9 protein-coding genes are annotated in these 11693 nt (G+C 52.8%); 7 read left to right on the top strand and 2 right to left on the bottom strand.

Features of this window, described 5'->3' with window-relative positions:
* Positions 1-195 precede the first annotated feature (195 nt).
* The 4 genes from CPT76_RS18535 to CPT76_RS18520 all read left to right on the top strand — a co-directional run bounded on the left by CPT76_RS18535 (position 196) and on the right by CPT76_RS18520 (position 5822).
* Positions 196-1131: an NAD(P)-dependent oxidoreductase gene (locus CPT76_RS18535; protein WP_105443878.1), complete on the top strand. Its 936-nt coding sequence runs from the start codon at positions 196-198 to the stop codon at positions 1129-1131.
* Positions 1132-1397: 266 nt separating this feature from the next.
* Complete coding sequence (locus CPT76_RS18530) at positions 1398-4325, top strand: glycoside hydrolase family 2 protein (RefSeq protein ID WP_483870057.1); 2928 nt, start codon at positions 1398-1400, stop codon at positions 4323-4325.
* Positions 4326-4462: 137 nt separating this feature from the next.
* Positions 4463-5065 carry a TetR/AcrR family transcriptional regulator gene (locus CPT76_RS18525; RefSeq protein WP_105443876.1) on the top strand — a complete coding sequence of 201 codons (603 nt, stop codon included), beginning with the start codon at positions 4463-4465 and terminating at the stop codon, positions 5063-5065.
* Positions 5066-5252: 187 nt separating this feature from the next.
* Positions 5253-5822 carry a VanZ family protein gene (locus tag CPT76_RS18520; RefSeq protein ID WP_258168574.1) on the top strand — a complete coding sequence of 190 codons (570 nt, stop codon included), beginning with the start codon at positions 5253-5255 and terminating at the stop codon, positions 5820-5822.
* A gap of 186 nt (positions 5823-6008) precedes the next feature.
* Here the strand turns inward: CPT76_RS18520 and CPT76_RS18515 are convergent, their stop codons facing one another.
* The gene (locus CPT76_RS18515; RefSeq protein WP_105443875.1) at positions 6009-6881 is read right to left on the bottom strand and encodes an ergot alkaloid biosynthesis protein; all 873 of its coding nucleotides are present in this window, start codon (positions 6879-6881) and stop codon (positions 6009-6011) included.
* Positions 6882-6915: 34 nt separating this feature from the next.
* Complete coding sequence (locus CPT76_RS18510; RefSeq protein ID WP_105443874.1) at positions 6916-7311, bottom strand: nuclear transport factor 2 family protein; 396 nt, start codon at positions 7309-7311, stop codon at positions 6916-6918.
* Positions 7312-7589: 278 nt separating this feature from the next.
* Here CPT76_RS18510 and CPT76_RS18505 point away from each other — a divergent pair, with 278 nt between their 5' ends.
* The 3 genes from CPT76_RS18505 to CPT76_RS18495 all read left to right on the top strand — a co-directional run.
* On the top strand, positions 7590-7967 hold the full coding sequence (locus tag CPT76_RS18505) for a nuclear transport factor 2 family protein (RefSeq protein ID WP_105443873.1): 378 nt from the start codon (positions 7590-7592) through the stop codon (positions 7965-7967).
* Positions 7968-8302: 335 nt separating this feature from the next.
* Entirely contained in the window at positions 8303-10834 is a 2532-nt protein-coding gene (locus CPT76_RS18500) for a glycosylhydrolase-like jelly roll fold domain-containing protein (protein WP_105443872.1), read from the top strand.
* Positions 10835-11183: 349 nt separating this feature from the next.
* A partial coding sequence (locus CPT76_RS18495) for a spore germination protein (RefSeq protein ID WP_146116350.1) occupies positions 11184-11693 on the top strand: 510 nt, incomplete at its 3' end.

Below are 11693 nucleotides of genomic sequence, written 5' to 3'. Positions count from 1 at the left end.
CTAGTAGATCGAAGCCTTGCACGGGCTGAAGACATTACTGGAAAGGCAAATCGCCTTCACCAACGGGAAAAGAACGTCGTATAGCCAAGACAGCACTGGAGCGCCGGAAGCATGCTCCGGTTTTTTTATGTTGACATTGACACTAGTGTAAACCTTTATGATGGGCTTAATCTCGTGATGAAGGGAGCTTTACCTATGAATACAGGTTTTCCAAATGACAACCGTCAAGCTGGCGATTCGTATGCGGCCGGCCATTCCAAATCAATCACCCTCATCGGACTCGGCCCGATGGGACAGGCGATGGCGCGCGTACTGCTTGACCGCGGCTATGCCGTGACCTTGTGGAACCGGACCCTCGGCAAGGTGGAAGAGCTTGTCCAGCAAGGTGCCGTCCAGGCCGAGACGGTTGGCGAAGCTTTGGATGCGAATGAGCTTACGATACTCAGCCTCACCGATTACGACGTCATGTACACTATTTTCGAACCGGCCATAGAGCGCTTAGCAGGCAAAACGATCGTCAACCTGAGCTCGGACACGCCGGCGAACGCCCGTAAGGCGGCGGAGTGGCTAGCGGACCGCGGCGCCCGTCTCGTCACTGGTGGCGTGCAGGTTCCTCCTTCAGGGATCGGCCAATCCGGATCCTACACGTATTACAGCGGGCCAAGGGAGGCGTTTGAGGCTTATAAGGAGACGCTGGAGGTGTTGACCGGCAGCGATTACAGGGGAGAGGATCCCGGACTTTCCATGGTGTATTACCAGATCCAAATGGACATGTTCTGGACATCCATGCTCAGCTATTTACATGCGCTTGCGCTGGCTGACGCAAACGGCATTTCGGCGGAACAGCTTCTGCCGTATGCTTCAGCGACCCTGTCGTCGCTGCCGGGCTTTATCGCGTTCTATACGCCTCGCCTTGACGAAGGGCTGCATCCCGGCGATGTGGACAGACTGGCCATGGGTGTGGCGAGCGTCCAGCATGTCGTGCATACAGCCGAAGATGCGGGGATTGATGCTGCTTTACCGGCTGCCGTTCTCCAGATTTTCAGGCGGGGAATGGACCAAGGATATGCCGGGAACAGCTTTACCAGCCTGATTGAAACGTTCCAAGCAGCCAAAGTGCGGAACACATGACCCGCAATGCCGAAGCCTGACTCCATTTGGAGTTCAGGCTTTTTTGTACTGTATCTGAGAAGCCGATTGACCTTCGTCAAGGTCTAGGGGTATACTTTATTCAATTTTTCAGAATACGTTTTCGTAGCTCGGCAAGAGCAGGAAAACGAGAGTCTGTCTTACATATAACGATATAAGTTGACCTAAAGAAAACGATGCAAGCAAGGGAGTGAAATGATTCCGAAGAAGCGAAGCGGTCTCATTTGGCTTTCGGATTTCCGCCTCAGATGAATTTCATAAAATCAAGAAATCCGAAAACAAGAGTGATCGTAGGGACATTTTACGTACTTGCTCCTATCGTTCATTTCAAATTTTCAACTTATACAGCTTCTGTTTCTATGACTATGTATGCGCTGCATGCAGCGCAACGATCTCAAGGAGGTTATCATTTGCTTACTACATTAAATCTAGCCGGAATTTGGGAACTCCAACTGGATGGGGAGAAGTCCGGATTGCAAACGCCGTTCACCGATACGATGGAGCTCCCGGGCACGACATCCCATGCCCGAAAAGGGGAGCGGAACGAAGCCGCGGAGATCGGCTCGCTGACGGATGAGTATCGTTTTGAAGGCTATACCTGGTTTTCACGGACGTTTGAAGTGGACGCATCACTCGCAGGGTTACCCTGCTTCCTTTACCTGGAGCGTACGCGTGTGACAACCGTTTGGATCGACGGTGAGGAATTGGGCAGCTGTAACAGTCTGAGCACCCCCCATGTGTACGAGATCTCCGGAGGACTGGCGGCAGGGACGCATACGATCCTTATTCGTGTCGACAACACGAACTACCCCACCAAAGGCGGCCATCTCACATCCCCGGATACGCAGACGAACTGGAACGGCATCACCGGACGGATCGAGCTGCAATTTACGGGCCAGCGTTACCTGCAAAATGTCCAGGTCTATCCGGATGCAGCAAGCCGCTCGGTCACCGTCAAGGCGTGCCGCGTGGGCATTTCCGCAGACAAGCTGGTCGTGTCAGCATCCGGATTCAACGGCGATTCCGAGCATAGGCCGGAGGCGCAATCGTTCAGCCTTTCCGATGATCGCGAGGTCGTTATCACATACCCGCTCGGTGAAGACGCCAGACTGTGGAGTGAGTTCGACCCCTACCTGTACAAGCTGAACCTTCGTCTGGAGGACGAGGAAGGAACGCTGCTGGACGTGACCGAAATCGTATTCGGACTGCGGGCATTCCAGGCTGATGGCGATAAGTTTACCATTAACGGGGTCCGGACTTTTCTGCGCGGGAAGCATGACGGCCTCATTTTCCCGTTGACAGGTTACGCGCCGACAACCGTTGACGAATGGCTGCGGGTGCTTACCATTGCCAAATCGTACGGCATCAACCTNTTANCGCTTCCATACCTGCTGTCCGTCTATATGGAGCCGGAGCTGCCGTCTGGGGAACCGGTCACCGACGAATCCGATCCGAATCATAACGCCGCCGAACAGGAATACCTGATCCAGGAAGGGTTCTCCATGCTGGAGAGCTTCGGCAATCATCCGTCTTTTGTCATGATGTCGCTCGGGAACGAGCTGTGGGGGAGCAAGTCGCGCCTCAGTGAGATCCTTGCCGCTTACAAAGCGTTCGATGACCGCCCATTGTATACGCAAGGATCGAACAACTTCCAGTTCGTGCCGGACATTCTCCCGGAGGAGGATTTCTTCTGCGGCGTCCGCTTCTCGCGGGATCGTCTCTTCCGCGGATCGTACGCCATGTGTGACGCGCCGCAGGGCCACGTGCAGACGGACATGCCAAGCACCCGCAAAGATTATGACGAGCAGATCCAGCCGTCCGTCTTCGGTAAAGGACCGGAGGAAGGAACCGGGAACAGCATCCAGATCCAGTACGGAACAGGTACGAAGACCGTGCAGGCGTCGGCCGTAGAAGAACAATTGATCCCTCGCATTCCGGTCGTTTCGCACGAGATCGGACAGTATGCCACCTTCCCGAATTTTGGCGAGATCGAAAAATACACGGGTCCCCTCAAAGCCCGCAATTTCGAAACGTTCCGGAAACGGCTCGAGGATAAGGGGCTTGGCCATTTGGCGGAAGCATACTTTTGGAACTCGGGGCAGCTGGCGGTAGACTGCTATAAGGAGGAGCTGGAAGCTGCTTTCCGGTCCCGACGGCTGGCAGGGTTCCAGCTGTTGGATCTCCAGGATTTCAGCGGCCAAGGGACGGCGCTTGTGGGTGTGCTGGATGCTTTTATGGATAGCAAGGGCTTGGTGACCCCGGAGGAGTGGCGGACGTTCTGCTCCGACGCCGTGCTGCTGGCGCGTTTTGACAAATATCATTTTACAGCCGGCGAACGTTTCAATGCTCACGTCGAACTGGCTTATTTCCGCGGCATACCGCTAAACGCGGCTGAGGTGGTCTGGAACGTTGCGGAAGGCGGGACGATACTGGCCGAAGGAACGCTGGCTGCAGAAGCATCCAAAGACGTTAACTACGTCGATTTCGGGGATATCTCCTTTGTGGTTCCTGAACCTGCGGGAATGACACAGGTCACCTTGTCACTCGCCATCACCGGGACGGATATCCGTAAAACCTACCCGCTCTGGCTCTACCCGTCTGGAGTGATTGTCGATGAATCTGCCGAGCAATGGGTAACCGCACTGGACCCAGGTGTCCTGGCGCGTCTTGCGCAGGGAGAGTCTCTGCTGCTTACGCCGGACCCGGCCCGGCTGGAATCCGCTGTAGACGGCACATACTGTACGGATTTCTGGTGTTACCCGATGTTCCGGTCGATATCGGAGAGCATGAACAAGCCTGTGCCTGTCGGTACGATGGGACTGCTGATCGATCACTTGCATCCGGCACTGCGGCATTTTCCAAGCGTGTCGCATTCGACGTATCCTTGGTGGAGCATCGCGACCCACTCACGTCCGCTCATTCTGGACGAACTGTCCCAAGCATTGTCGCCGATCGTTCAGACGATTGACAATTTTGAGCGCAACCATAAGCTGGGCCTCTTGTTCGAGTGCCGGGTCGGCGCCGGCAGGCTCCTCGTCTGTCCGCTGAATACGGAAGCGGTGATTGGTACGCCGGAGGGCAAGCAGTTCCTGCACAGCCTGATCGAATATGTACGATCCGAAGACTTTGATCCGCAGGTTGAGCTTGCGCCTTCCGAGCTTCAGGCCATCCTGTAAGCTCACGATCTTCAGGAGGGCTCCATCCAAACCGGACGTTGCTGAAAACACGGGGACGTTTGGTTGAGCAAAGCTGCCGCTGACGTTGCAGCTCCCCGTAATTTGCCCTATGATGAGAGAGAAAAGGGGAGCTGAGCGTGGCAAGAACCAAAGCATTTGATACGAATGAAGTTCTGCATAAAGCGATGAAGGTTTTCGGGAGCCGGGGCTACGAGGGCACTACGCTGCCGGACCTGCTAACCGGGCTGGGCATCGCCCGCCAGAGTTTGTATGACACGTACGGCACGAAGCGTGACCTGTTCGTGACAGCCGTCAAATATTATATGGATCGAAAAAATCGCGATTTGCTGGAATTGATGGACCAGCCGGGTGTGGTTATTGATAAAGTGAAGCTGGCTTTCACTGCGATGATCAGCGCTCTGGCGGACCCGGAGCTGCGCCGGGAGTGCTTTATCATCAGCAGCGCGATTGAGTATGCGCCTCATGACGAGGAGCTGGCCGCCTATATCCGCTCCAACACCGAACAGGTGGAGCAGGCTTTCTATAGCATGCTGGAGCGCGGGAAGGAGCGGGGCGAGATAGATCCGGAAACCCATATCCGCGAGCTGGCCCGCTTTCTGGCGCATGAACGGATATCCTTGGTCGTTGCGGCAAAGATGGGGATGGATGAACAGAACCTGTTGGGGATCATGGAGATCGTGCTGTCGGTCGTCAATCCAAGTAAAAGTCATGTTGAATAGAAGCGGTGCACAAAAAGGGCTATCCCGTGGTCATCGGTCATGATCATGGGGATAGCCTTTCTTCATGTTGCTTAAAGAGTAAATAAGCTATTACAAGCGTAGTAGAATGGTTTTACACGTAGGGCGGCTTAAAGCCAAAGCCGATGTGAATTTTGTGAACTGAACACTGGAGCATAGGCGGGGAAAAATGAAAATGAAAAACGGAAGTATGATGAGTACACAAGAGAGAATGGAAACTGCCTTTTTATATGCAGTGTTCATTTGTTACATCCTTTTTTTATGTGAATTATTGTTCTTATCAAGGGTTTCGCTTGTGGATTTGTTCAATAGTCAAAGGACTGTAGATAGGTCGATCAATCTCATCCCTTTTCATAGTATAAAGGACTATATATTTAGCAACTCTGCCACGATAAAAAAATTCGCTTTTGCTAATGTGGTTGGCAATATCGTTATCTTTATTCCTCTCGGCACCTATTTGTCGTTATTTAAGAACAATAAAAGAACAACCAATCTGCTATTCATAGTAATAATAAGTTTATTTATTGAAATCATTCAGGGTCTTTTAGGCATTGGAGCATCAGACATTGATGACATCATTTTAAATGGTTTGGGTGGATTCGTCGGTGTTTTAGGGTATACGTTTTTAATGTTTATATTACGGGATAAGAAAAAAGTACGTACTGCAATTACAATACTATCGGCAATAGGATTACCCGTTCTATTATATTTATTATTTGCGGTGAGATTGCGCCTCTGAATATCTTTATTGCATAAGCAAGATGGTCCCTTACGGAAAAGGAACGGACTTATGACAAAGGATTGTTCTTCTGCTTATGAACAATCGTTCTTTGCCGTAAGCCCGCTCCATGACCGTAATAAAGTCGAGCTATTCTTTTGCTAGCGTTTATTGGTTAATCAACAGCCCGAAACTATACATCGTTGCTCAGACGTAAGCCTTCTCCAGCCAGCACCGGTTGTCCCGGATAAAATCCTCCAGCGACCGCGGATTCCGCCCGGTTACTCGCAGAACCGTGTCCGTAACCTGATCTTCCACGCCTTCCGTCCGAATACGGCGATCCAGATCAGCCAGGAGTTCGGCGTAATCATTCGGAATACCGGCAGTTGTAAGCGACTGTGCCAGCTGCTCTTCCGTAATGCGGCTGTGCTTGACGGCCAGGCCGGTAACCCGGCTGATTATCGCTGCGGCTTCACCATAGCTGAGCGATTCGGGGCCCGTAATGATATGCTCCGTATTGTGCGGTTCCTTATCCGTCAGCGCATGGAAGGCGACGGCTGAAATATCATCCGCATCAACGAAGCCGATTTTGCCGTCTCCGGCTGCGGTGATGATTTCTCCCTGCTGGCGAATCGTATGGCCATGTCCTGCTTCCGTAAAGTTCTGCATGAAATAGGATGGCCGCAGCACGGCCCACTCAGGCACATGCTCTTTCAGGTACTGATGGACGGGGCCGAAGACCGGCCCCTGCTCCGTGACAGATGCGCTGGACAGCAGGACAAAGCGGCGGACAGAGGCGGCCAGTGCTTTGCGGATAAAAGGGATCATGACTTTATCCGGGTGCATGCCCGTCGGGGCGACGAGATAAATGGCACCAACACCTTGCAGGGCTGCTTCGTGGGTGGAATCGTCGTACCAGTCAAAGCGAACATGGTCTGCCAGCGCATTCTCCATGTTGGACGGACTTCGTCCGGCAATCCGGATGGAGCAGCCTTGGTTGATCAAAAGCTGGGCGAGGCGGGAGGAAGTTTTTCCTTGTCCTCCCGTGATTAGAATGCGATTGGATGAATCGGTATGCATAAGAACAGCTCCTTTTTTATCGTTTGGATGATGATCAAAGTGCTAACGGGTTCCAGTAGTCCTGAAACCGGACAATTTTTCCGTTCTTAACCTCTACGACAGAAATATACTTCTGCTCGTATGGTTTACCATCTGCGAGGACCGTCCCGCTTCCTTTGTACTGGGCGATAAATACCGGAGATTCCGCCGATACATGGATAAGCGGTTCGGTAAAAGAACGAATCTCAAGGAGGGTGTCCAGCGTTTCCAGGTACTCCTTCAGCGCTCTTTTACCATTTAAAAGTTGCGTTAGCACTTCAGGCGCGTAAGGGAATTCGAAAATGACATCCTCATCAAATAAATCTAGAAAACCTTCATAATCTTTGTTCTTAATACGATCTGTGAACAATTGCATGATCGTTTCTGCTTGTGCGTAAGAAATCGTGCTCATTTCAGATGCCTCGCTTTCTGCGGTGGATTGGACCTGTTTAGCAATTCGCCAAAGGTATGGACCTAATATAACAATTCCGGACTAAATGGTCAATAATATTTTGACTAAATAGTCCGAAAAAAAATGGGTGGAAAGAGAGCGCCTGTTAACAGGAGGCCGACCCTGCTTTTCATGAATAAGGTGCGCTCCATTGGCATACGGACGAAGGGAGGTATACAATACCATTTGGGCGAGCATCGCAAATAACCCATGAAAAATCTGTTCATAGGAGGGGAACCATGCCGCAGGAAAACGTGATCAAAACCGTGATGAAACAGTACATTGACCGCTTCAATCAGGACGATGTGGAAGGCGTGCTTTCCCTTTTCGGGGAAGAAGCCACCGTGGAAGATCCGGTCGGTTCACCGGCTGTAGAAGGGAAATCCGCAATCGCTGAATTTTACAAAAAGGTGGTTAATGGAAATACCCGAATCCGGCTTGAGGGACCCATACGGGGATCTCACAGCAATTCGGGAGCCATGGCGCTGCAAATTACGACCTCAGCTGAAGGGAAAACCATTTCCATACCGGTCATTGAAGTGATGACCTTCGACGAACAAGGCAGCATCGCTTCGATGAAGGCATACTGGGGACCAGGGGATATGGTCATTAAGTAATACGGTATTGGCATGGGTGCCGCCGTACTGGAGCACATGCTGCCCGGTGCGGCGGCTTTATTTCTTCTGGGGAACAGGATGCACGGGGATATTCACGACACCAGATAATCATAAAACTTGATTTTTTTCACGTCCGGCAGCAGGTGATATTCTGGGGAGGCGCAGCCCTGAAGTCCAAATTATTATATGATTTCACACTATTTTAATATTGTCCTTTCCACTGCATGACGGTAAGATCGTTGTAGTTTGAATTGAAACCGCTTCCTAAAAAGAATTCCATATGCGTATTTCTACAGGTATGGATTGCTGATCAACGTGAAAATGAGGTGCAGTTCATGACGGAAATCGAAAATCTTAAACAGCAGTTTGCCGATCCGCCTGCTGAATTCAGCCCTATTCCTTTTTGGTTCTGGAACGATGCCCTGACCGAGGAGGAAATCATCCGCCAACTCCATGATTTTTATGCCAAAGAGGTGGCAGGGTTCGTCATTCACCCGCGGATGGGAATGCCCAGAGAGATCCCTTATTTGTCGGAGAAATACATGGACTTGGTTGAAACTGCCGTATCGGAAGCCGCCGATCTGGGGATGCGGGTCATTCTGTATGATGAAGGGATGTATCCTTCGGGCTCTGCCTGCGGACTCGTCGTGCAGGAGAATCCCGGGTTTGCCAGCCGGGGGTTGCGGCTTCAGGAGATTCCATGCGATAAAGGATCAGGCCCCGTGAGGGTTCCCATCGCGCTGTCCCCAGGGGAGACGCTGGTGTCGGTTCAAGCCGTCATCAAGCCGTCTGCAGGTGAGGCTCAAGTTGAAACGGCAATCGTGCTCGAATGTGAGAACGACGGCGTGTCGTTCACGCCGCCGGCCGTAGGAAATTGGTCGGTTTTATTGTTCATCGAGACTCCATCGCGGGGAACCATCCGCGGCGTTCATCCCGGACAGGACGATGGCGAGCCGGACGCTCCATTAGCGGCCGATTTGCTGAATCCGGATGCGGTAAAATGCTTTATTACTATAACGCATGAAAGATACTACCAAAGGCTGCATCGCTATTTTGGAACGACCGTATTCGCCTTTTTCACCGACGAACCGGATTTGCTCGGCCGCGGCCATATCAGGGGTCTGAAGCCATGGACGAACGGCTTCCTGAATGAGCTTATCGAAGGCGGCTTTCGCGAGCAGGATTTGCCGGCGCTGTGGTTCGAGACGGGAGACTCGGCCGCTTCGATCCGCGAAGCCTACGAAACGGCGGTCCGGAACCGGTTGGGCCGCACGTATTATAAGCAGATCGCCGATTGGTGCGAAGCGCACGGCATCAGCCTTACCGGTCATCCGGCGGGAAGCGACGACATCGGGCTGCTGGAGCATTTTCATATTCCCGGGCAGGATGTCGTCTGGAGGTACATCGCCCCCGAAGACGGCAAGTCGCTCACCGGCGTGCACAGCACCATGGGCAAGTGCTCATCGGATGCCGCCCGCCACCGGGGAAGACGAAGAAACCTGAACGAGTGCTTCGGCGTTTGCGGAATCGAGGGCGGCTGGTCGCTGACCGCCGACAATATGAAATGGTACCTGGACTGGCTGTTCGTCCGGGGTGTCAATCTGATCAGCCCGCATGCCTTTTATTACTCCATCCGCGGGGAGCGCAGGGACGAGCGTCCGCCGGATGTCGGGCCTCATAACATATGGTGGCCGGAATACGGCCGGTTCGCAAGGTACATCAAGCGGATGAGCTGGATGATGACGGGCGGCGTAAACGGAGCGGAGGTCGCCGTATTGGCGGGTGCCAAGCACCTGCCTTGGCAAATCGTCAAGCCGCTGTATGAGCAGCAGATCGAGTTCAATTACTTGGAGGAATCGCTGCTGAACACCTCCTGCGAGTTAGAGGACGGGACGATCGCGATTGCCGGTTACCGGTATAAAGCGCTCCTGATTGAGGATTCCCTGCGGCTTGAGCCGTCCAGCCTGCAATTCCTGAGGACGTTTGCCGATCAGGGCGGGGTGATCATCGAATGGAGTCCTGAAAGAAAGGATAGCGCGCATATCGGCCAGGTCGAGGTAAGCCGTGCCGAAGAGGTTCCGGAAGCGCTGGGGCGCAGGCTGGGCTGGAAGCATAGGCTCGAACCCGCCGCGGAAGCGATTCGGATCACTCGGGTGATGAAGAACGATATCTGTTTCTATGTCATCGTCAATGAGGGCGAACAAAGATACGAAGGTAACTTGCGGATCAACCACACCGGTACGGCGGAATATTGGCGGCCTTGGACAGGGGAATGCGAAGCAGCGGGGACGCTTCGAACAGAGGATGGACAGATCGTTGACTTACGTATAGAGCGCAGGGAATGCATCATCCTTGCCGTGGATCCGGCCTCGGATGACCAAGGGACAGGCTTCAGAGTGGAGCCGGCGAAAAGCAAGAGGGATGGGGACGTATCGGTGGAGGACCTGTCGGAAGGCTGGCAGGTGATGGATGGTCCATGGACCGGGGAGCTCCCTTCGCTGTCGTCATGGACTCATTGGGAAGGGATGGACCACTTCTCGGGAACCGTTGTTTACGAGCGGAGCCTCGAGCTCGCAGACCCGTCCGCGTGGTCGGAACTCCTGCTTGATCTCGGCGATGCTCATGAATTCGTTCAGCTCGAGGTGAACGGCAGGGAGGCGGGGGTCCGGATGTGGAAGCCTTACATTTTTGACCTTGCCGAAACGGCGGTGCTTCCCGGAACGAACCGCCTGCGTGTGTCCGTCACGAACAGCCTGGCCAACCGCTACGACGGCAAGTCCTTCCCGTCCGGGTTGGATTGGCCCGGTACAGCTGATGAAGGTGCCGCATCATTGAGATTTCTTTGGCAGGAAGACATGAGTTCGTGACGGCAAGTTGTCGAACCACTCATATGAAAGGTAACTCTTCGCTGCAGGCTGATCTGTTAAGGGATAGCGGATGACGTTACCAGTTTGACGGCCAGCTTGACGAAGCGGCACAGCGGTTTGAGTTTGAACCGGGACATAATTTCAATTGAGATCATCTTAAAATAACGGCAGGATCTGCTCCTCTTCCTGCGGCTGCACAGCGACTGTGCAGCCGTCCGAAGGGGAGTTTTCGCTTTTTGCCGACATTGGCTCATATACGCATGCGCAACGATTCTCAAGTATATGGGTTCTGCGAGATGGCGAAAATGATGAGAAAGATTCATAAACCGTGCTGCAAGGGGACCGACAAATGTCATTTATCAAACAACTATGGAAAGCCATGCTCAAGGATGAATCTAAATCACAGGAAGCGATTGTCACACCATACACGGAAAACAATGAAAGACCATCCCTTCAACATACGCTGGAGCAATTTGACGATTGCGCCGATCTGGTGCATCGAGCTTACCCCAAACTTCAAGTTGATATCGTGTACTTTAGTCCCATGATGGATATGGACAAGCTGACTCGCGACGTATTAACCCCGATAATGCAGGCTGGTGAAGATGAAGTATCCGACTTGTTGGAGCAAAGCCAGTTTTCCAAAAATGAGGACAGCAAGCAAATCATTAAAGGGATTCTTTCCGGGCGGGCTGCTATCTTTTACGGGCAATCCGCCTATTTAGTGGATGTTTTTGGCCCTGAATCGCGCGCCGTTACCCAATCCGAAACGGAGACGGTCATTACGGGCCCCCATGATGCGGACCGAAATACATTATTGCAGCAGGCAGCCAGGCATCTAGAGAGCAGAGCCGAAGAG

Origin of the sequence: Paenibacillus sp. AR247 (assembly GCF_002968895.1) — a bacterium.
Taxonomy (GTDB): domain Bacteria; phylum Bacillota; class Bacilli; order Paenibacillales; family Paenibacillaceae; genus Paenibacillus_AQ; species Paenibacillus_AQ favisporus.
This window is presented reverse-complemented; position numbering and strand designations above follow the sequence as displayed.